This is a genomic window from Mycobacterium sp. IDUB_19 (assembly GCF_055419445.1).
Genome location: NZ_JBVAXR010000003.1, coordinates 240682 through 259938 on the forward strand (window position 1 = coordinate 240682; position 19257 = coordinate 259938).

General features: G+C 65.1%; 23 protein-coding genes and 1 tRNA gene. 13 read left to right on the forward strand and 11 right to left on the reverse strand.

Features of this window, described 5'->3' with window-relative positions; all coding sequences use genetic code 11:
* Positions 1–9 precede the first annotated feature (9 nt).
* Entirely contained in the window at positions 10–789 is a 780-nt protein-coding gene (locus ACZY0B_RS04935) for a pyrimidine reductase family protein (RefSeq protein ID WP_463762899.1), read from the reverse strand.
* A 34-nt stretch (positions 790–823) separates the two neighbouring features.
* Between ACZY0B_RS04935 and zapE the strand changes: the two genes are divergently transcribed.
* Positions 824–1918, forward strand: a complete 1095-nt coding sequence (gene zapE / locus ACZY0B_RS04940) for a cell division protein ZapE (RefSeq protein WP_463762900.1) — start codon at positions 824–826, stop codon at positions 1916–1918.
* On the opposite strand, the gene ACZY0B_RS04945 is transcribed toward zapE, so the two are convergent.
* Positions 1896–2444 (reverse strand): GNAT family N-acetyltransferase, encoded by a 549-nt coding sequence (locus ACZY0B_RS04945; protein WP_463762901.1) that lies wholly within the window; start codon positions 2442–2444, stop codon positions 1896–1898. The two genes, zapE and ACZY0B_RS04945, sit on opposite strands and share 23 nt — an antisense overlap.
* The gene (locus tag ACZY0B_RS04950; RefSeq protein WP_463762902.1) at positions 2432–2956 is read right to left on the reverse strand and encodes a hypothetical protein; all 525 of its coding nucleotides are present in this window, start codon (positions 2954–2956) and stop codon (positions 2432–2434) included. Before ACZY0B_RS04950 ends, ACZY0B_RS04945 begins: the two co-directional genes overlap by 13 nt.
* 224 nt (positions 2957–3180) lie before the next feature.
* Here ACZY0B_RS04950 and ACZY0B_RS04955 point away from each other — a divergent pair, with 224 nt between their 5' ends.
* Positions 3181–3507: a DUF732 domain-containing protein gene (locus tag ACZY0B_RS04955; protein ID WP_463762903.1), complete on the forward strand. Its 327-nt coding sequence runs from the start codon at positions 3181–3183 to the stop codon at positions 3505–3507.
* Positions 3508–3514: 7 nt separating this feature from the next.
* Here ACZY0B_RS04955 and ACZY0B_RS04960 read toward each other — a convergent pair whose 3' ends face one another.
* The gene (locus ACZY0B_RS04960; RefSeq protein ID WP_463762904.1) at positions 3515–4123 is read right to left on the reverse strand and encodes a hypothetical protein; all 609 of its coding nucleotides are present in this window, start codon (positions 4121–4123) and stop codon (positions 3515–3517) included.
* Positions 4124–4213: 90 nt separating this feature from the next.
* On the opposite strand from ACZY0B_RS04960, the gene ACZY0B_RS04965 reads away from it, so the two are divergent.
* From ACZY0B_RS04965 to ACZY0B_RS04975, 3 genes are all read left to right on the forward strand, one after another.
* Positions 4214–4588, forward strand: coding sequence for a DUF732 domain-containing protein (locus ACZY0B_RS04965; protein ID WP_463762905.1), 375 nt, complete (start codon positions 4214–4216; stop codon positions 4586–4588).
* Positions 4589–4621: 33 nt separating this feature from the next.
* Positions 4622–5560 (forward strand): cytochrome c oxidase assembly protein, encoded by a 939-nt coding sequence (locus ACZY0B_RS04970; RefSeq protein ID WP_463762906.1) that lies wholly within the window; start codon positions 4622–4624, stop codon positions 5558–5560.
* Between the two features lie 190 nt (positions 5561–5750).
* Positions 5751–6404 carry a hypothetical protein gene (locus tag ACZY0B_RS04975; RefSeq protein WP_463762907.1) on the forward strand — a complete coding sequence of 218 codons (654 nt, stop codon included), beginning with the start codon at positions 5751–5753 and terminating at the stop codon, positions 6402–6404.
* A 35-nt stretch (positions 6405–6439) separates the two neighbouring features.
* Here the strand turns inward: ACZY0B_RS04975 and ACZY0B_RS04980 are convergent, their stop codons facing one another.
* From ACZY0B_RS04980 to ACZY0B_RS04990, 3 genes are read right to left on the reverse strand one after another with little or no spacing between them, the layout of a single operon-like run.
* Positions 6440–7147 carry a cation efflux transmembrane domain-containing protein gene (locus tag ACZY0B_RS04980; protein WP_463762908.1) on the reverse strand — a complete coding sequence of 236 codons (708 nt, stop codon included), beginning with the start codon at positions 7145–7147 and terminating at the stop codon, positions 6440–6442.
* Positions 7144–7491 (reverse strand): Cd(II)/Pb(II)-sensing metalloregulatory transcriptional regulator CmtR, encoded by a 348-nt coding sequence (cmtR, locus tag ACZY0B_RS04985; protein WP_463762909.1) that lies wholly within the window; start codon positions 7489–7491, stop codon positions 7144–7146. Before cmtR ends, ACZY0B_RS04980 begins: the two co-directional genes overlap by 4 nt.
* A 47-nt stretch (positions 7492–7538) precedes the next feature.
* Positions 7539–8699 carry a glycosyltransferase gene (locus ACZY0B_RS04990; protein ID WP_463762910.1) on the reverse strand — a complete coding sequence of 387 codons (1161 nt, stop codon included), beginning with the start codon at positions 8697–8699 and terminating at the stop codon, positions 7539–7541.
* A 160-nt stretch (positions 8700–8859) separates the two neighbouring features.
* Here ACZY0B_RS04990 and ACZY0B_RS04995 point away from each other — a divergent pair, with 160 nt between their 5' ends.
* Together ACZY0B_RS04995 and ACZY0B_RS05000 are read left to right on the forward strand one after the other, a co-directional pair.
* Positions 8860–9543: a GAP family protein gene (locus ACZY0B_RS04995; protein WP_463762911.1), complete on the forward strand. Its 684-nt coding sequence runs from the start codon at positions 8860–8862 to the stop codon at positions 9541–9543.
* A 67-nt stretch (positions 9544–9610) separates the two neighbouring features.
* Positions 9611–10702 carry a glycosyltransferase family 4 protein gene (locus tag ACZY0B_RS05000; RefSeq protein WP_463762912.1) on the forward strand — a complete coding sequence of 364 codons (1092 nt, stop codon included), beginning with the start codon at positions 9611–9613 and terminating at the stop codon, positions 10700–10702.
* 16 nt (positions 10703–10718) lie between these two features.
* Here the strand turns inward: ACZY0B_RS05000 and ACZY0B_RS05005 are convergent, their stop codons facing one another.
* A complete protein-coding gene (locus ACZY0B_RS05005) occupies positions 10719–11750 on the reverse strand; it encodes a polysaccharide deacetylase family protein (protein WP_463762913.1) in 1032 nt (343 codons plus the stop codon).
* An 84-nt stretch (positions 11751–11834) separates the two neighbouring features.
* Between ACZY0B_RS05005 and ACZY0B_RS05010 the strand changes: the two genes are divergently transcribed.
* On the forward strand, positions 11835–12167 hold the full coding sequence (locus ACZY0B_RS05010) for a DUF732 domain-containing protein (protein WP_463762914.1): 333 nt from the start codon (positions 11835–11837) through the stop codon (positions 12165–12167).
* Between the two features lie 107 nt (positions 12168–12274).
* Here ACZY0B_RS05010 and ACZY0B_RS05015 read toward each other — a convergent pair whose 3' ends face one another.
* Positions 12275–12907: a hypothetical protein gene (locus ACZY0B_RS05015; protein ID WP_463762915.1), complete on the reverse strand. Its 633-nt coding sequence runs from the start codon at positions 12905–12907 to the stop codon at positions 12275–12277.
* Positions 12908–13211: 304 nt separating this feature from the next.
* Here ACZY0B_RS05015 and ACZY0B_RS05020 point away from each other — a divergent pair, with 304 nt between their 5' ends.
* A complete protein-coding gene (locus ACZY0B_RS05020) occupies positions 13212–13718 on the forward strand; it encodes a GtrA family protein (RefSeq protein ID WP_463762916.1) in 507 nt (168 codons plus the stop codon).
* Positions 13719–13783: 65 nt separating this feature from the next.
* A complete protein-coding gene (locus ACZY0B_RS05025; protein ID WP_463762917.1) occupies positions 13784–14137 on the forward strand; it encodes a VOC family protein in 354 nt (117 codons plus the stop codon).
* A 1372-nt stretch (positions 14138–15509) separates the two neighbouring features.
* On the opposite strand, the gene phoU is transcribed toward ACZY0B_RS05025, so the two are convergent.
* Entirely contained in the window at positions 15510–16154 is a 645-nt protein-coding gene (gene phoU, locus ACZY0B_RS05030; protein WP_463762918.1) for a phosphate signaling complex protein PhoU, read from the reverse strand.
* Between the two features lie 128 nt (positions 16155–16282).
* On the opposite strand from phoU, the gene ACZY0B_RS05035 reads away from it, so the two are divergent.
* The 3 genes from ACZY0B_RS05035 (at position 16283) to ACZY0B_RS05045 (ending at position 17869) form a co-directional block, all read left to right on the forward strand.
* Positions 16283–16570 carry a DUF3349 domain-containing protein gene (locus ACZY0B_RS05035; RefSeq protein WP_463762936.1) on the forward strand — a complete coding sequence of 96 codons (288 nt, stop codon included), beginning with the start codon at positions 16283–16285 and terminating at the stop codon, positions 16568–16570.
* 126 nt (positions 16571–16696) lie between these two features.
* Positions 16697–17452, forward strand: coding sequence for an enoyl-CoA hydratase-related protein (locus ACZY0B_RS05040; protein ID WP_463762937.1), 756 nt, complete (start codon positions 16697–16699; stop codon positions 17450–17452).
* A 117-nt stretch (positions 17453–17569) separates the two neighbouring features.
* On the forward strand, positions 17570–17869 hold the full coding sequence (locus tag ACZY0B_RS05045) for a hypothetical protein (protein WP_463762919.1): 300 nt from the start codon (positions 17570–17572) through the stop codon (positions 17867–17869).
* A gap of 1311 nt (positions 17870–19180) precedes the next feature.
* Here ACZY0B_RS05045 and ACZY0B_RS05050 read toward each other — a convergent pair.
* Positions 19181–19255 (reverse strand) — tRNA-Val (locus ACZY0B_RS05050).
* Positions 19256–19257 lie beyond the last annotated feature (2 nt).

A 19257-nucleotide genomic window follows, 5' to 3' on the forward strand; every position in this document is an offset into this window, starting at 1 on the left:
TTCGCCGGGCTAAGCCCGCACGTAGCGCGTGTACAGATAGCCGGCATCGTCGCGCAGGATGTGGGTGCAACCCATCTTGGTCATCGCCTGGCCGGGACCCGTCGCGATGCGCCGGGCCAGCCCGCCCACGACATACGGCGCGATCGTCAGGCACAGCTCGTCGAGCATGTCCTGCTGCATGAACGAGCCAAGCAGCATCGGCCCGCCTTCGGTCAGAACGCGCCGCATTCCGCGAGCCCGCAGGATCGCCAGCAGGGCGGCCTCGTCGACTTCGCCGGGGTCGCGGCCGGAACAGTCGACGACCTCGGCCAGGTCGCCGAGTGAGCGGCGGGTCTCGTCGGCCGCCGCCGTGCAGGTGAGCACCAGGGGCGCCACCTCGGTCCGGGTGAACACCCCCATATCCCGATCCAGGACACCGGACTTGGTGACGATGGCCAATTGCGGCACCTCGCTTTGCCCGCGGGCCTGTCGGCGCTGTCGCTCGGCGATTCCCGCGTGCGCGCCGGAATAACCCTCGACCCGCACCGTGCCCGCACCGACCACGATGACGTCCGCGAGTTCGCGCAACAGGAAGAAGATCAACCGGTCACCGGGCCCCGCCATCGGGCCGGTCTTACCTTCGGCGGTGGCCCCGCCGTCGATGCTCGTGATGAAATTCGCCCGCACCCAGGTCTGGTCGCCGTCCGGGTACGCGTAGAGCTGGGGGAGTTCGCCGTCGTCGAGTTCGCGCCCGGATCCGAGCAGGGTCAACGAGGTCTCGGCGGCTCTGCCGGTGCCAGACTCGGGCATGAGGACGATTGCAGCACGCCGTTAGAGTTTGCGCATGCACGGGTCCGCCTCAGCGGACGGTTCGTCGCGGGTGGAGCATCTGGTGGATCGGCATCCAAGCGTGTCGCCGGAACGGCTCATCTCCCAATTACGGCCGCCGCCAACGTTCGCCGACGTGAGCTTCGCGACCTATCGCCCCGATCGGGCGGAACCGACTCAGGCCGCAGCCCTCGCCGCGTGTCAGGACTTCTGTCGTCAGGCCGTCCAGCGGCGCGCGGGCCGGCGAAGGCTGTTGGGCAAACGGGCGGCGCTGCCGGGTGTGGGCATCTACCTGGACGGCGGATTCGGGGTGGGCAAGACGCATCTGCTGGCCTCGGCGTACTACCAGCTGCCGGGCCCGGGCCCGGGGCCGGACGCTTCGACCCAACCCAAGGCTCATCCCAAGGCGTTCGCGACATTTGGGGAGCTGACCCAGCTGGCCGGCGTGTTCGGCTTCACCGAGTGCGTCGACCTGCTGGCCAACTACACCGTGGTCTGCATCGACGAGTTCGAACTCGACGACCCGGGCAACACCACGCTGGTCTCGCGGATGCTGTCGTCGCTGGTCGAGCACGGTGTGTCGGTGGCTGCGACGTCCAATACGCTGCCCGGGCAGCTCGGCGAGGGCCGCTTCGCGGCTCAGGACTTTCTGCGTGAAATCAACACGCTGGCAAGCATTTTCACCACCGTACGGATCGAGGGCCCGGATTATCGGCATCGCGGCCTGCCGCCCGCGCCGCAGCCCCTGTCGGACGACGAGGTGATCGCGCGTGCGGCTGGCGTCCACGGGGCGACGCTCGACGACTTCGACGCGCTGTGTGCGCATTTGGCGACCATGCATCCGTCTCGGTACCTGACGCTGATCGAGGGTGTGACGGCGGTATTCCTGACCGGCGTGCATGGCATCGACGATCAGAACGTCGCGCTGAGGCTGGTGGCGCTGACCGATCGCCTGTACGACGCCGGAATTCCAGTGGTGGCGTCCGGCGCGAAGCTGGACACCTTCTTCAGCGAAGAGATGTTGGCCGGCGGCTACCGAAAGAAGTACCTGCGGGCCATTTCACGGCTGTTGGCGCTGACCGCCGCGGCTACCCAACCTCGCGAATCATGACGTAGTCGTTTTCCAGGTGGGCACCCACTTGAAACGTCCTGGTGCCGTTGATCTTAAATCCACTCTTGGCGTAAAAGCGTTGTGCGCGTTGGTTTGCCTTGCTGACGCCCAGCCACATGCAGCGCACACTCCAGTCGGCCGCGACCGTCAGCGCACCTTCCATCAGCGCCGCCGACGCCCCGCTGCCGTGGTATTCGGGCAGTAGATACAACTTCGACAACTCGGCCGCCGGGCGGATTTCGACAGCCTGCTGCACACCTGCGTCGTCGGAGACGCCGCGAACGACCATGGCGTAACCGACAATTCGGCCTGCGCGGCGCGCGGCGAGAATCATTCGATCCGGATCGCTGAGATACTCGCCGAAGCGGGCGGGTGACAGGTTGACGTCAACGAAGGACGCGATGTTCTTGCGCGTTGCCGTGGGCGGACATGCTAACGGAAAGGTAAGGGCCGCAACGCTGGCCAGTTCGACAATGTCGGCGGAATCCGTCGCGACACGGTGGACGGTGAGTGTCAGAGGTTCCACTGCGCGAGGTGCTTGCCCGTCTTGCGGTCCAGCAGCACGACGTTGGAGACCGGATCGCGGTAGGCGTCCCAGTACACCCCGCCGCGCACGATCGCCCCGTTCGGCGCGTTGCCGAGCACGTTGTCCAGCTCGTCGGGTGCGTCGGTGGCGCGCGGCTTGTAGGCGTCGGCGTACGGAGTCACCCCGTCGAAGCTGAATGCGGCCGCCATGATGTACGGGTTGGGTACCTGGATCGCACGGACCGTCACGTCGGCGCGGTTGGGGGTGCTGCCGGGGAAGCTTTTGATCGGAACGCCGCTGCGGGTGTAGCCGAATCCGGGCGGCGGGTCGCAGGGGGTCACGCTGCTGACGGTGACGTCGGCGATGTAGGTGCCGGTGTCCACCCGCAGCGTGTCGCCGATGTGGCCGATCGGCGCATCCTGAGCCCACGCGCGCGGCGCGGCAACCCCGGCAGCGGTGATGCTCGCGGCGGCGATGAGCAAGGTCGACAGGACGATCAGCCAGCGGCGCATCTTCGAATAATTGCACACCGGCTATCGCGAACGGGAGGGGTTAGACCAGCCTTGACCGTGCCCGCTCAGCCGCCTTGACCAGCGCCCGGGTCAGATGTGCCGGCCCTGTCGTCGCCGGCGAGCGATTCGAGTGTGGTGTTGACGATCCGTGGGGTTGTCGGTTCTCGAACTCCCGACGATCGCGAGATGCGAATTTGCCGCTGGTCTGCGACGATCAGGAGGCTATGAGACGCCTTCTGATGCTGGTAAGCGCCGTCGCCATGGTCGGCATGGCCGCCCCGGCGTACGCCGACGGCATGGACGACCAATTTCTCGCCGCGCTCCAGGCGTCGGGCGTCACCTTCCCGGACCCGGCCCGGGCGATCGCGGCGGGCAAGTGGGTGTGCCAAGCGGTCGGCCAGGGCACGCAGATGGTGGATGTCGTCAAGACGGTGGAAGACCGTAACCCCGGCCTGCGCGAGGACAATGCCGCCAAGTTCGCGGCGATCGCGGCCACGGCCTATTGCCCCAGCGCGTTGCCGCACACCACGGGCACCAGCGGCCCCCAATAGCGGCGCGCTATTCGCCTACGGCTGCGTCGGCAGTGGGTTGGGCAGCGCGGCCTCGGCCGGGTGCCCGGCCCAGTTCCAGGGGACCCAATCCCGTCGCCGTGCGTGGGGGAGTCGTCGGACTTCGGCGCTTGCGCCAATGACCGGCTCTCGAAATGCGCCAATCGGCTGCCCATCTCCACTCGTAGACTTGCGGGGTGCCCAGGTTCGAAGCGATCGCGGCCATCCGAAGGCCGGCGTTGTCGGCGGCCATCCAGGAGGCGACGACCCAGACGTCGTCGAGTGAGTCTTCGGGAATCTCGAAGCTCCAAGACATTTCGTCGTCCTCGCAGCCCATCGACGGACGTATCGCAGGCTTGGGCGTCGACACGTCGAACGGATTGCCGTCCGCTTCGAGGTCGAGTCCCACTTCGTAGCGCACGGTCGGGCCCACCATCCGCATGCTCACCTGCAGTCGGGCAACGTTCTTTCGGCGCGGCGTGAGGCGATCGATCACCAGGACGACGCCCTTGGCGCCCGCTCTTCTGCGGCGTGCGCGCAGCCGATTCCATGTGTGAATCAGCGCGACCACGGCGATGATGCCGACAAAGACGTCGAGAACAATAAAGATGGCAGCCACGTCGTCCTAGCCAACACCATCTGAGCCTGCGCCGCTCGGGGCGCCTCGGCGGATGCGTGGCGCCCACAACTCTGGGAGAATCCGGGAATTATGAGACGCCTAACGATGCTGCTCAGCGTCATCACCACGATTGCCCTGGCGGTTCCGGCGCACGCCGACCCCAGCCCGAGCCCCAGTCCCGCGCCGGACCCGGCCGCCGATGCCGCCTTCCTCAAGGAGCTCAAAGACGCCGGGCTCACCTTCCAGGACCCGGCCGCCGCGATCGCGGCCGGCAAGACGGTGTGTGAACTCGTCGACACTGGACATTCGGACCAGGAAATCGTCAACAACCTGCAGCTGCGCAATCCCGGATTCGCCGATAACGGCGCGGCGAAATTCACCGCGATCGCCGCCGGCTCGTATTGCCCCCACTACCTGACCGGCGAGGGTCGGGGACCCAAGCCCGAGGGTGCGGCCGGCAACTAAGCGCCGCTTGGCGGCCCGCATACGCTAGGGGCTATGCCCGTTGATCCGGGCCCGCTGACATGGGGCGCCCTGGTTCAGACCTGGTATCTGGACCCCACCTGCGCGGCGGTGCTCGTGCTGGTCGCGGGCACGTACGCGTGGTGCTACCGGCGCGCCCGCGGCGGCGCACGATCTGTCGGACCGGCGCCGGCCGCATGCTTCGGCGTAGGCATTGCGCTGTGGGCCGTGGCCACCGTCAGCGCGGTCGGCAGCTACGCCTACTTCCTGTTCTGGATGCGCGCGCTGCAGGTACTGCTGCTGTTGTATGTGGTGCCGTTCTTCCTCGCGCAAGGCAAGCCCGTCACCGTGGCGCGTGACGCGGGGGGCCGTCACGGCCGTGAGCGCATCGACCGGCTGCTGGGGACTCGGTGGGCCCGAGTGCTCGTGCACCCGTTGACGACGTCGCTGGCGATGCTGGCCACGCCCTGGCTGCTTTACCTGACGCCCTGGTACACCGCGGCTCTGGAAGACGAATGGATCGGCGCGCTGACCCGAATAGTTCTAGTAGTCATCGGTTTTGGATACTTTTACGCCCGGCTGCAAGCGGATCCCGTGCCCCGCAAGTACCCTCAGCTGATCTCGCTGCTGATCTCCGTCGCCGAGACTCTCGGCGACGGAGTTCTGGGGTTGGTCATCTGGCAGGGGTCGTTGATCGCCGCGGCGTACTACTCGGCGTTGCACCGCTCCTGGGGTCCGGACCAACGGCTCGACCAGACCATCGGTGCCGGCGTGCTGTGGATCCTCGGAGACGTGGTCGGGCTGCCGTTCGTGCTGCTGCTCATGCGCGCACTGTCTCGCGATGAACGGGCGCACGCGGTCGAGGTCGATGCTGAGCTGGACCGGACGGACGTCGCCGACAGCGACGACGCTGCGCCCTCGGGCCTGTGGTGGGAGAACGACCCGCAAATGCGCGAGCGATTCGGCCGAGGCTGAGCGACCGACAGGCGTCGGCCGTCATTGAAGATTCCCGCAATGCAATCGACGCCTTCACGGTGGCGCTCGGCGCCAGGGTGTGGTTGGTTAATTGGGAAATCATTTAAGGTGATTCATTCCAGTTCATCGGGGGATCCGCTATGTTGCGCGGGGCGCTAGCAAATCAGGACGACATCCAAAGGAGTCAATCGTGAAGAAGGCATCTGTGGCCGCGGCCGGTCTGGCGGCAACCACTCTGGTGATCGGCGCAGCGGTCACTGGATGTGGCGGCGGCAAGTCGTCCAGCCCATCGTCGTCGGCGAAATCGTCGACGACGACTTCTTCCGCGGCGTCCTCGTCGTCGGCCGCACCGACATCGACCAGTGCTGGCGCCCAGCCTTCGGACTACAGCAGCCTGCTGATCAAGGCCACCGACATCGTCGTGCCGGGGGACAGCTTCAACCCGCCCAAGACGCGGCAACTGACCGACCCGGCCCCGGGCATCGAGGGCGTGTTCGCAAACCAGAGCGGCGCGCGCAGCATCACCGACTCGCTGCTCGTCTATCCCGACCCCGGTGCCGCGGACAAGGACCGTGACTCGCTCACCAAGTCCTATGTCGATCCTCAGAACGGCGCCATCAAGGGCGGAACGCCGGCACCGGCCGACGTGGGCGTCGGCGGCACGATCATTTCGGGGCCCTCGGCCGACGGCGGCAAGGCGAAGACGTCGGTGATCTTCGGCGAAGGCAAGGTCGTCGCCCTGATCGAGTTCGAGAGCGCGCCGAACGACCCGGTGCCCGCGGACATCGTCCTGGACGTGGCGCGCAAGCAGGATGCGGCCATCAAGGCCGGCCTGCCCAGCTAGACAACGAAAGGTGCTGCAGCGCAGCACTTTTCAAGTCAGCAGCAGTGCTCGCCCCGCCACGCCGTGCGACCCTCCTTGACAGCCACGGCGGCGATCACCAACGCCACGAGCGGATCGGCCCACGACCAGCCGAACAGATAGTTCAGCAGCAACCCAACCAGCAACACGCCGGACAGGTATGTGCACAGCAGTGTCTGGTGGGAGTCGGCGACCGCGCTGGCCGAACCGAGCTCTCGGCCGGCGCGCCGCTGTGCGTAGGACAGTAGCGGCATGACCACTAGCGACACGGCAGCCAAAATGATTCCGGCGGTGGAGGATCCAGCGGTCTGACCGCCAGTCAGGGAGCGAATCGACTCGAACGTCACGTAGCCGGCCAATGCGAAGAATGACAGCGCGATAACCCGTAACGCGGCGCGCTCGCGGGCCTCGGGGTCGCGCCCGGAGAACTGCCAGTACACCGCGGCAGCCGAGGAGACCTCGATGACCGAGTCCAGCCCGAACCCGATCAACGCGGCCGACGACGCCACCGTGCCGGCCGCGAGCGCGACGACCGCCTCGATGATGTTGTAGGTAATCGTCGCCGAGACGAGCAGGCGCACTCGTCGCGACAACACGGCGCGGCGTTGTGGCTCAACGGGATTCGTCGTCGCTGGGGTGCAGCACTCGTCATTGCAGCAGTCTGTCGCCGGCGCCGAGAGCGGCAACGATGGGGCACGACGGCCACGGCCGTCCTCGTCGTTCATCGCGCCGTGCCCACCTTGCTCGGCGCGGGCTCGTCAACGCACGGCTGATCGGTGTCGACGGCGAGCACCACCTGGACCAACTCACCCAGTGCGCGGGCAAGGTGCGCGTCGGCCAACGCGTACCGGACCTGCCTGCCCTCGTACGTGGCCACCACCAGGCCGCAACCGCGCAGGCACGACAGATGATTGGAAACGTTCGAGCGGGTCAGGCCCAGCTGGGACGCCAATTCGCCCGGGTAGCGCACGCCGTCGAGCAACGCCACCAGAATCCGGCACCGCGTCGGATCGGCCAGGGCCCGCCCCAACCGGGCCAGCGCCGACTCCCGCTTCTCACAAGTCAGCATGGGGAGAACAATACAGCGGCGGCTGAATAAAGCAGTAGTCCGATCGATCAGCGCCGAGCGCCGGCGGAGTCTTCCAGAAGATCGGCGGCGCGTGCCACGCTTTCGGCCGGCGTCGCCATCAGGGCGGCGATCGCGCGGGCACGAGTGGCGTAGTCCGGAGTGAGGATGCCGCGCAGCGCCGCGACCAGGGAATCCAGGGTGGTCGCCCGAAAATCCTGGCCGGAGCCGACTTGCAGCCGCTCCACGGTCGCGGCCCAGACCTGCTGATCGTCGACGCCGAGCCAGAGGATCAACGTGGGAATGCCGGCCCGCATGCCCGCAGCCGTGGTGCCGGCGCCTCCGTGGTGGACGACCGCGCGGCACGTCGGAAAGACGGTTGCATGATTGACCTCGGCTACCACCTTGACGTGGTCGAAATCCGGAACTCCGGTGAAGTCATTCGGGCCGCTGCAAATCAGCGCCCGCTCGCCCAACTGTGCGCAGGCCGCGGCGATCACCGCGACGGTGTCGGCGGATGTCACCCGCACGCCGCTGCCGAAGCCGAAGTAGATCGGTGGCGTCCCGGCGGCGATCCACGACAGGGCCTCGGCGTCGGCATCCGCCGGCAATTCCAGCGTCAGCGAGCCAACACAGGGCCGCCGCAGGCCCTGTTCCGCCCACTCGGCGGCCAGGCCGGGAAAGCAGAGCTTGTCGTAGGCCTGGATCTCCAGCGCGGGGGACCCGGTGACCTGCGGCAAGCCCAGGTCGCGGCGCTGGGCCTCTTCGGCTTCGGTCGCAAAGCGCACCAGCATGTCATTGCGGGGCGCGGCACCCTCCGGGAAGAAGTGCAGCGCGGCCGACGGAATGCCTTGATACTGAGCGACATTGGCGGCCAGGCCCTGCTCGCTTTCGCCCGTCAACACCAGGTCGGCTCCGTCCGCCAGCGCCAGCAGCGTCGTGCCCCACTGCACCCAGGCAGCTCTGAGGTGATCGGTGAATGCGGACACCATGGTGATCGGGTTCTGCAGCGTCGAGGGCGAGAAATCCTTGTTCTGCGGCGGGTCCGGCCCGAACGCCGCCGCGGTGAGCCCCGCCGATTCCACGAAGCCGATCATGTGGGGCGTGACCGCCATGGACACGTCGTGACCGCGACGCAGTAGCTCCCGGCCCACCGCCGCAAAGGGCTCGACGTCGCCGCGACTGCCGTAGCCGGCGAGCGCAAATTTCACGGGCAGAACCTTGCCGGTCGGGCCGGTCGGGCGCAAGCCGGGACCGCGGCGATCGGAGTGCCGGCGCGTCCTTAAGATTCTCTTAGTTCCGCCGGGGATTCCGCTTCGCATCGTCACGTGAAGGCGGTCAAGGACCCGATGCAGTAACTTCGGTGCGATCATGGAAGCTCTTCTGCTGGTGCTTGCCGGTCTGGCCTTCCTCGACTCGCTGAATGTCCTCAACGTGGGCGTCGTCTCAGCCGTTGTCTACGCCAGCCGACTCGATCGCCGATCGCCGGTCCCGGGCGGGTTGAGCTTCATCGCAGGTTTGTTCGCGATCACCACCACCTTCGGCGTTTGCACCGTACTTGGCCTTGGCTTCTTGACGCACTGGGTCGACTTCAAAGTCACTCCGGCGTTTCGGTTTTGGGGGCAACTGCTGCTGGGCGTGGTGCTGATGTGCCTGGCGTACTTCCCCTTGACCGCGCAAACGTCGGCTCCCGGATGGGCGCTGGCCGCCATGCGGCAACGTCCGTGGTTGCTCGGAATTCTCGGCGCCGCAGTCGGTATGGGGCAGGCGCCGACCTCAATTCCCTACATCACCGGATTGGCCACCCTCGCCGCGCTGCATCCGCGACCGCCGGCCTGGCCGCTGCTGATCTACGGCTATTGGACGCTGGCCCTCTCACCGTCGCTGCTGATCCTTTTTCTGGCGACTCGCAAAACAACGCGAGCAGTGCGGATACAGCGCGGGATCGTGCGCGGTCTGACTCGCTACGGACCCATTTCGGTGCGAATATTGTTCCTGGTCTTCGGGGTCGGACTGGTAGCGGACGCTCTGCTATTTCGCAGCGTCCTGTGGTGAAGCTAGCTTGAGCGGTGACAACTCTGGTGCATGACGCTGGGAGTGAGGTACGCCGGGTGAAACGCAGGTGATCACACCAGCGCGTCATCCGATCCGCGTACTGACGATCGGCAACGCTCCGGCCGGGCCCAACAGCCGCGGCGGTATGGCGACGGTGATGCGACTGCTGATCGAGGACACCGACCCGCGATTCCGGGTGCGCCTGGTGCCCACCTATGTCGACGCCTCCCCGGCGGCGCAGCTATGGACCGGAATAACGGGCATGATCAAGTCGTCCCTGCTGCTGCTTTTCGGCTCCGTCGATGTGCTGCACGCCCACTACTCGTGGCGCGGCAGCGTCGTCCGCAAGTCGGTGCCGTTGTTCGTCGCCCGGGTGCGCGGGGTACCGACGATTGTCCATTGCCACAGCTCACACTTCTTCACCTGGCTCGACGGCCTCTCGACACTGCAGCGTCGCGCGGTCTACGCCGCACTGCGCGCCGACTATTCGGTGGTGCTCGGTCAATCCCAACTGCGGGCGTCCTGTGTGCGTCTCGGGTTCAACGAATCCAACACCCGAGTGTTGTACAACCCCGTGGTCCTGCCCGCCGTCGAGCCGACTCCGCGCACCGGGGCGCCGTTGCGAGTGGTGTCGCTGGGCAGATTGGGAGCCAACAAGGGAACCTACGACCTGGTTCGCGCGATTGGTCTGCTGCCCAACGACATTCGGGCCGACCTGCGGGTCACGCTGGCCGGCGACGGGGAAGTGGACCGGGTCCGCGCATTCGTCCGCGCCAACTCGCTCGACGACGTCGTCGATGTCGTCGGCTGGGTCGGTCCGCTGCGCCGCGACGAGCTGTTGGCCGAATCGGCGATCTTCGTATTGCCCAGCTACAGCGAGGGTCTTCCGATGGCGGTGCTGGAGGCCATGGCCAATGGCGTGGTCCCGGTGACCACCGCGGTGGGAGCGATCGCGGAAGTGGTGACCGACGGGGTGAGCGGGGTGCTGGTCAAGCCCGGCGATCCCGCCCAGCTGGCGGCGGCGCTGCAGTCCCTCATCGTCGATGCCGAGCTGCGAAATCGGCTCGCCGCGGCGGCTTACGCGCGTGCTCGCGAGTTCGACATCGTCCGCTGGCGGGAGTCGCTGCACGATCTGTGGCTCGCTGCCGCTTCCCGGTGAGATCCGGCTGTCCGGGCTAGCGGCGGGGCAGCCCGCCCGAGACCGTGAGCCGGAAGTAGTCGAATGACGAATTGCTGCCCAGCGCCAGCCGCGGCAATGCCATCGGGTCGCTGTGACGGTCGGCGAATCCCGGCGTCGTCGACAACGCCCAGCGCACGCCGCGACCGCGCAGCACGTTTTTGGCGCGGGCGTCGAAATCCTGCAGCCGGCCGTTGGGATAGGCGAAAATCCTTGGTGGGCAGCCAGTCTCACGCTCGATCGTGCTGCAAGAATCGGCGATCTCCCGCGCCACCTTGTCGTCGCTGCAGCGGGCCAGAATGGGGTGGGTCACCGAGTGTGGATGCAGCGTCACCAGGCCGTCGCCGACCATCTCCCGGGCTTCATCCCAGGACAGCATCCGGAACGGACCACCGTCGCCGTCGCGGTGGCCCAGCGCGCCGAGTACCTCGTCCAGCACCGCGATCCGTTGCGCGTCGGGCAGGTCTTTCAAACGCTGAACCGCGGCCGCGTAGACCTTGCCGCGGTTGGCATTCCCGTCGAGCGACCTGGTGCCCAGACCCAATGCGCTCAGGTCTGCCTCGGTCGCGGTGGTGCGGGCGATCGCCAGCCAAAGCCGGTCGGGCCATAGAGTTTCGTCGCTGCCCATCGGGCCCGTCGCCAGGAACACCGCGGCGGGCAGTCCCAGCTCCCGCAACACCGGGACCGCGTGCGTGGCGAGGTTGCGGGTGCCGTCGTCGAAAGTGATGGCCATCGCGCGCGGCGGCAACGTCCCCGCGGCAAGCCGCTCGAGGGCCTCCTCGAGCGGAAGGACGTTGAAGTGCTTGCGGATGTGTTCGAGTTGACGGCGGTACGTCGCCGAGTCCAGTACATGCCAGCACGCCGGCGACAGCGGCTCGTCCTGTACGCCATGGAACATCACGATCGCGAGCCGATCGCGGTGTCGCCGCCGGGCCAGCGCCGGAACCCCGGCAGCGCAGAGCAGCCCGGCCGCGAGGTTCTTGACGGTCTCCCGTGTCGCGGGTGGGGCGAGATCTGTCAGTCGTGCCATCAATTTTTGCTACACCCAGCTGCGAGGAAAGCCGTTTGCCAACCGTTCACCTAAAAGTTCGGCGGTGATTCTATGCTCTTGTCCATGAAAACAGCACTAGCGGCGTCATTCATCGCCCTACCCGCACTGCTGTGTTCGGTGCCGGCAGTCGCCAACGCCGATCCGGAGATGGCGCCCGACTACATCGCCTACCTGAACCAGAACAACATCAAGTACAGCAGCCAGGAAACCATCGTCCACGTGGGGACCAACCTGTGCAACGAGCTGCGCAACGACATCCTGCCGCCCGACCAGGCTCTGAAGCGAATTCAGAACATGGGGTACAGCCCGCAGCAGGCCAAGGTGATCGCCTTCGCCGCGATCGAGGACTTCTGCCCGGACATGGATATCGACGCCAAAAACGCGCCCAAGTCCTAAGCGCGGGCCGCAAGCCCAATCCAAGGATTTCGGGTGACCATCAGTCGTTTTGGTGACCGTGATGTTATTTGCGCCAAAGTTTGCTGGGCGCGTTTCGTCATCGCGGTTCAGGGCCGGTCGCGCTCATACACCGTCACGCGGTCGTGCTGGCCCCACCAGAGCACCGGCTGCCTGGAATCGACTTCAGCCCAATCGGTCTCGAGAATCGCGTGCATCCGCTCGTCGCCTGCCGCCCCGTCGGGGCCGTCGCCGATGTAGATGATCCGGTTCCCCCGGTAAGCCATCAATATGCGCGCGCCGACATCCTGTCCATGCGGAGGCCAGGAAAGTAGAAGCGTCCTGTCGGGGTGCAGGGCCACCGCGTCGGCGCAGTCCTTCGCGTAGACCTCGGCATGGAGATCGGCGCCGTGCCAGCCGTTGACGTGCAGCGCCGCACCCGGGTTGAGGTCATAGCAGACGACATCGACGTCCATCTGCGCCAGCAGGTAGGCCCAATAGCCCGTTCCCGCAAGTGGATCGACCACGCCGCCCCGCGCGTGCTCGGCCACGAAGGAGACGGTTTCTGGATCGGGAATGGTCCAGCAGTATTTCCTGACCAGCATCAGCCGGTTCGGAGAGCGGGCCATGTTCTCTGTAACGCTGCGGTCCACGCTGTAATAGCCGACCACCGCGTGGCCCCCCAGGCTCTCGATCTCAACGCAATCTTTGACCGCCTCCCAGTACGGATTGTCGGTGGGCATGTGCAGCTGCTCCCCTTGCAGATCGTCCCAAATCGTCTCTCCATTCTGAGGCCACAGATCCCCGTCGGCCAGCCGGTCCCGTCGAGGGGGTGAGAGTGCCTGGCGCATAACCGAACTGAACGACGCCAGCGTCCGCCCTGGTCGACCGTCGGAACAAGGCCTGGGACCCGCCGTACGCTCCGCAGATAACGCTGCCGTTCACCGGCCTCAACCATCCCGAGGGCAGCGACCGGGTGGTGAAGCTGCCGCCGAAATGAGGCGCCGGGCAAGCAGATGGTGCGCAAAGAGTTGGCCAACTGATCACATGACGGAAACCCGGCCATGGCACGGTGGCCGCGTGCCAGCCGAATCGCGGGTCAGCCCGTCACGCGCGGTCGACCGATTCCACAAGTCCTGTGAAGCGGTCGTCGGTCGGCTTCCGTTCGGGCTCGGCTCGGTCATTGCGCCGACGTTCCTCGGCTTCTGTGTGATAAATGGCTTCACCTTCGGCGTCGATCTCGCGCTGCTCACCGCCCTGCGCAGCGGGCTCGACCTGCCGGTGCCGATCGCCGTCACGGTCGCCTACGCGTGCGCCTTCGCGCTCAGCTACCTGCTCAACCGCACCTTCAACTTTCAGTCCCACGGCGCGGTCGGCCCGCAGCTCGCGATCTATGTCGTGGTGGTCGTCGTCAACTACCTGGCTTTCATCCTCGGGGTGACCAGCGTGTTGTCGGCCATCGGCGTGCAATATCAACTGTCGCGAATCGTGGCGGGCATGTGCGAAGCCGCGTACATGTACAGCGCGATGAGATGGGTGGTCTTCCGCCGCTGACCCGCAGCGCGCTCCGGGCAATCGCTGCCTAGTGTGAAAGCCACTCAGTGCAGAGGAGGCACCCGTTGAGCGAGCACGAAGTAAAGATGATCATCCTGTCGACCGACAACTTGGACGAATCTATCCGGTTCTACAGCGAGACCCTGGGAATGGCGCTGAAGTTCCGCGATGGCGCTCACTTCGCGGCACTCGATGGTGGGCCGGTCACTCTCGCACTGGCCACCGACGTCGACCACCCCATACCCGGACAGGTTGTCGTCGGTATCAAGACCGCTGATGTCGATGCCGCGGCCAAGGCGATCGAGGCCAGCGGTGGCGGCATCGTGAAGGGCCCGTACGACGATGCCCACGAACGCCGTGCCGTGGTGTTCGACAACAAAGGCAACGGCTTGGTGTTCTACAAGCCGCTGTCCCGCTGACCGACGCGCATCACGCGTTGACCCACGTGACCTGCGTTGTCGCGGGCGTGTGCTGCACAAGTTGCGGATCTCAGGAAGAAGTTCCGAAAACGGCACGCGAATCGGAGGCGGAAGCTAGCATCGTTTAATGGCCGACGAGGCGGCCACCGGGAGGATCCTCGGTGGCCGCTTCACTTAATTTTTTCGGCTGACAACCCTCAACTCTGCCAAGCGCAAGGCGTCACGCCGTTCCTGCGCGCGCGAGCTCGCGTTCCCGAGTTTGCCTGTATTCCAAGGTTATTGGGGTGGCGCCCCGCTGTTCCTTCGTCAGTTCCGGTATTCGCGCGGTGTCCGCGGAAGCGCGGCCGCAAAGGCTTGTCCTCGGCGTCGCCGTAAGCCGATCCCACCGGAGCGGTGATGACCGCCGCCGGGATGAAACCGCATTCGAAGTCTCTTCGCCGTGCTCGCCGGATCGTGACGCCGGCGGCGGGTGCGGGGTAGTCGCTCGTATCGCAGGCTGAGGCGTCGGATCGGCGCCCGGCCGTGTACCACACACCGTGGATCGGCGTACCGAGAATTGGTCAATCATTGACAATTCCGATCTCGGGCGAGGCTTCTCAGGGCAATCGATCTTGATGTCTAAACAATCGATCTTGATCCAAAAGAATTGATCTTGATTACTTTTGGATTTGAACTTGACGCCGATGACCATTTGTAGAAGTTTGTTTGTTTAGTTCCCCTGAGTTGGTGGTATACGCGGCGCAATTACATCAGGCATTCGGGTGGGAGGTCACAATGGAGACGGTCGGAGCACTGTTTATCGCTTCGGTTGGGGCATTCCTGCTAACTATCGGTATCGGAAGTGCTGATTGCGTCAGCCAGTGCTTCGGCAACGGTGCGGGAATGCAGTGCAGCTCCTGCGACTCGCCCAAGGACGGCGAGAGCCGCATGGCCACCCTGTTCGAGTAGACAGTCGCTGGTCAGCGCGTTTTCTGTCGATCATCACTCGCTGCTGTCACGCGGTGGACCCCAACCGGGACGGCCGCGCCCTGGCACCCCTACTCGCTCGGCCGCCCTGGCGGAGCTGCATTCAAGATCGGCTAGCAAACAATGATGGTCGGGCCCTGAGCTGACGTTTGAGGCGACCAATAGATTATCGATAAAGCCTTGAGTCTGTAATATGCGGCGAGATCCGTACCGTTGAATTCCGATCACGCAAATAGGAATCTTGGAGTCTATTCGAATCCAGAAATACATACCAAGCACTCTTATTCACGTGCGCAACAGCCTCTTGTTCAAGTCTCGGAGTCTGTGAAATCGCCAGAATTCATACCTACGGGCTCTGATGCCCCGCTGAGGTACAACTTTCGGCATGTAGTCCGCGGGTATCGCGTCAGCCGACGGGATCGCCGGTGGCCTGGAAGATGACCCGGCGACCGATTTCTACCGCGTGGTCGGCGAACCGCTCGAAGTACCGGCCCAGCAGCGTCACGTCGACTGCGGCTGCCACGCCGTGCTCCCATTCACGGTCCATGAGCACCGTAAACAAGTGCCGGTGCAGCTCGTCCATGGCGTCATCTTCGTCCGCCAGTCTGGCTGCTTGTTCGGGATCTCCGGACAGGACAACGTCTTTGACGTCGCCGCCGATGGTGACGGCGATGCGGCCCATTTCGGCGAAGCAGCCTTTGACGTCGTCAGGGATGGCGTGTGCGGGGTGCCGGCGACGCGCGGTTTTGGCGACGTGGAGCGCCAGGGCGGCCATGCGGTCGACGTCGGCGACGTTCTGCAAGCTGCTGAAAACCGCGCGCAGATCCGTGGCAACGGGAGCTTGCAGCGCCAGCAGGTTGAAGGCGTCGCTCTCGGCCTGGGCGGCGTGGGCGCGAAAGTCCTCATGTTCGCTGATCACGGTTTCGGCCAAGCCGATGTCGGCTTCGAGGAGGGCCTGGGTTGCCCGCTGCATCGCGGTGCCCGCGATGCCACACATGTCGCCGATGCTGTGTTTCAACGCATCGAGCTGCTGGTGATAGGCCGTCCGCATCGGTCAACGGTAGTCCGAGCCAACCCCCGACGGGAGATGATTCGACACCACGGACATGGTTGCCTACCTGAGTTGTAGGTTGATGGTCTACTCGGGCCGACAACTGCATTGGGGACGTCATGGCGAATCTGGGCGATCTGGTCGCCAGAATCGTGGCGTTCATCCGCGCCGGCTACCCCCAGGGCGTGCCGCCGACCGATTACATCCCGCTGCTGGCACTGCTGCGGCGCAGGCTGACCGACGACGAGGTAACAGAGGTCGCTACCCAACTCGCGACCAGCGGTGAGCTGAATATCGACATCGCCGATATCGGTGCGGCCATCACCCGGTTCACCGACGCGCTGCCGACCCCGGATGATCTCGACCGGGTGCAGCGACGGTTGGAAGCGATCGGCTGGCCCGCCGAGCCGGAGTGACGATGTTCAGCTGTTGGCATGGCCAGTGCACGATGGGCGAGTGGAGGAGCCGAGGTGGCCGACGAATCGCGAACCGAAGAGCCGCAGTTGAAAGTGCAGCGCGACGACAATGTCGTCGTGCTCACGATGAACAATCCACGGCGCAAGAATGCCCTGACCCCGGCGATGATCACCTTGATGGCGCAGGCGTGGGATGAGATCGACGCCGATGACGGCATTCGCGCGGCGATCCTGACCGGAGAGGGATCCTCGTACTGCGTCGGCGGTGACCTCGCCGATGGGTGGATGGTCCGCGGTGCCAAGGCCGGCAATGGGTCGGCTGCTGTGCCGGAAGGGAAGTCGGCCGGCAGCATCATCAGTGAGGGTCTGCTGCTGAGTCGTTCCCTGACCAAGCCGTTGATCGCTGCCGTCAACGGCCCATGTCTTGGCGGAGGCTGTGAGATGTTGCAGCAGACCGACATTCGAGTCGCCGAGGAGCACGCCACGTTCGGGCTGCCCGAGGCCAAGTTCGGCCTGATCGCGGGAGCGGGCTCTACGGTCCGCCTCAAGCGCCAGATTCCCTACACCAAAGCCATGGAGATGATTCTGACCGGCGAGCCTCTTACCGCCGCCGAGGCGTATCACTTCGGCTTGGTGGGCCATGTCGTGCCCACTGGGCAGTCGTTGGAGAAAGCGCGCGAGATCGCCGCGCGTGTGGTGGCCAACGGGCCACTGGCCGTGCGCAACGCGAAGGCGTCGATCCTGCGCAGCGGTTGGATCGACGACGAGGACGCCCGCAAGATAGAGCAGCGGTTCGTGATTGAAGTGATGCGTTCGCAGGATGCGAAGGAAGGCCTCGCAGCCTTCGCGGCCAAACGCGAACCACGGTTCAAGGGCAAGTAATCGGCGGGCCGCCGCACCGTTTCGCTGCGGCTCGCTCGGTAGCTGAGGGTCGAGAGCGTCGCCATCCGCGGCCCGATAGCTCGAAATCGGGCAGCCCGGTGACCTAACGTCGTTGCGGTGAACAGCCATCAGGACGACGACACCATTCGCGCTGAGGATATCCAGAAGGGTGACACCATCGAGTTCCCTTGCAACGATCCGGGCGTGCAGTGGCACGTCGAAGAGGGCAGGGCATCGAAGCCCCCGTGCGATCAGCCGGGCGTGCTGTGGTACGTCGAGGAGCTAGTGGGCTCAATGCTGGGCAGCCCGTTGGGCGATCTTTACACGTTCACGGTGAAAGAGGTCGGGGCGGGAGCTGAAGTCGTCGTCAAAGTGAGGGGTCATGTGCCTGTCCGCCGCGATCAGCGAAACCGATGAACCAAGCCGTTGTGCTAGTTGCGTGCACGCTCTCGGGCTCAGGCGGTAGAAACCGCCTTTGACCTGCAAAAAGCCTGGTGCGCGATAAGCGGATCCGCCCTAGAGTCTTTGCTAGGTGTCCTTAACGGTTCGGTTGCGCCCCAGTCGAATTAGCGCGCGGTCATCTGGTTGATCGGAGCTTCGGCTGCGAATGAGTTCGCTCAGGGGTTAGGTTGACCCGAGGGGGGCGAGGCGTTGGGGTCGTCTGGCCCCTCGCCAGTCAGAACCTTTAGGCCTTTCCCAAACGGCGTCTGTGCTGGTGGAAATTTGTGGGAATTGGAATTGTTTGGGTTTGGGGCTGGAGTGTCAGTCGGATCAGCCGATGCGATCGGAAGCGCGATGCCCGCTGCCAAAAGCGGTGCGCCACATACGACAACGAATCTGATGGATTTCTTCACTGAGATTCTCGATTCTGTCCGTATGCGAACGCAGCCGAACGGTCGCGGTCAGCTCTTGACCGGGAAACAACTAAAGCTACGCCGAACAAATCCTCAGCGGGGCGGGATTTTTGACGTATATACCGTAATCGAACCCCGCCGCAACGCGTATGGTTGCTTCACTCCTCGACCGAGGACGACCCGATGCCTCACGAGGTGATCAAATTATGAAGCGTGCACTCAGCATCTTGGTGGGCTTCGCCGCAGCAGCGTTCTTGTTCGCAGCGCCCGCAGCAGCCGAGCCGACCAATGGCAGCGGGGCGGGTGTGCGGCTCGCGCCTCTCGACAGCGGACCGGAACTTGACCAGTGCATACAGCGGTGCCAGCAGATGTACGGGGACAGAGGACCATACGGCGCTGCTTCGACGCCGCAGGGGTACGCCTGCCTCCAATCGTGTCACGCGCAGTACCCCAACTGAGGAGTCGTCGAAGGCGGGTTCGACGGTGCTGGTGCCGCAGCGGGTCGTTGATGGTGCTACCACGCCTCACCTGGTGGGCGAGAACGACGACTAGGAGACCGGGGAGCGGGTTCGCGCCGACATCGCACGCCAGCGCGCCGAGTCGGTCTCTAGGCCAGAACGTCGACAGTAGCGTCGGCAGTATGACCAACAAGGCTTGGCTCGAAGGTCACCAGTTCGACCTCGAAGACCTGGCGGAACAGTTCGCCGCCGGTGACGTGCGAGTCGTATGAGGTTGAAGAACCGTCATAGTCAGGGCCGCCCCTAAGGAGGGCAGGGTGGACGGACGGGCGTGGCTCCGGGAATCGGGCCAGGTCATATTGAGGTCACGCAGCCTTTGAGTCACTGCCGAATAGGCCTTTGAGCTGCAAGAACTTTGGTGCGCGATACTGGGATTGAACCAGTGACCTCTTCCGTGTCAGGGAAGCGCTCTCCCGCTGAGCTAATCGCGCCT